Annotated in this window: 1 protein-coding gene; it reads right to left on the reverse strand. The window is 50.6% G+C overall.

The genetic code is table 11. The annotated features are described in order from the left end of the window. Positions 1 to 447, reverse strand: a 447-nt coding sequence (locus tag NOG12_RS12525; protein ID WP_313933435.1) for an IS66 family transposase, incomplete at both ends; no start/stop codon positions are given.

The following is a 447-nucleotide window of genomic DNA, read 5'->3' on the forward strand; positions in this document are numbered from 1 at the left end:
GCCGACGATAAAACTCACATCCGCCACGCTTTTATCCAGCACATTAAACGGCGCTGCGCTTGGCAGGATAGTGTCGCTGCCTTTGTGTTTAACGATTTGCCGGTCATAACGCAGCACGTCGAAGCTCTCTGGGCGCTGTGCTAAGCGGAAGGTGCTTTTTACGCCAATCACTTCATACTGGTCGGCATCTTCCCCTTTTAACTTGTCTGGTATCAGCGTAATCACTTTCACCGGTACGTTATCGTTAAATCGCAAACCACTGTCATTAACGCAATCATCCGGGCGCTGTTTGCCTTTTCTGCGGGTGTAGGTGGTATATTCGGTTTCACCTTCGGGTTGGGCCAGTGCTGGCACCATATCGCCCAGTAAGCTTAACTGCATACCCAATTCCAAGGCGCGCTTTTCTGACTTCTGACCAAACAACTGCTTCTCAAACCAGGCTAAGCG

The sequence above is a fragment of the Pseudidiomarina fusca genome (genome assembly GCF_032227045.1).
Taxonomy (GTDB): domain Bacteria; phylum Pseudomonadota; class Gammaproteobacteria; order Enterobacterales; family Alteromonadaceae; genus Pseudidiomarina; species Pseudidiomarina fusca.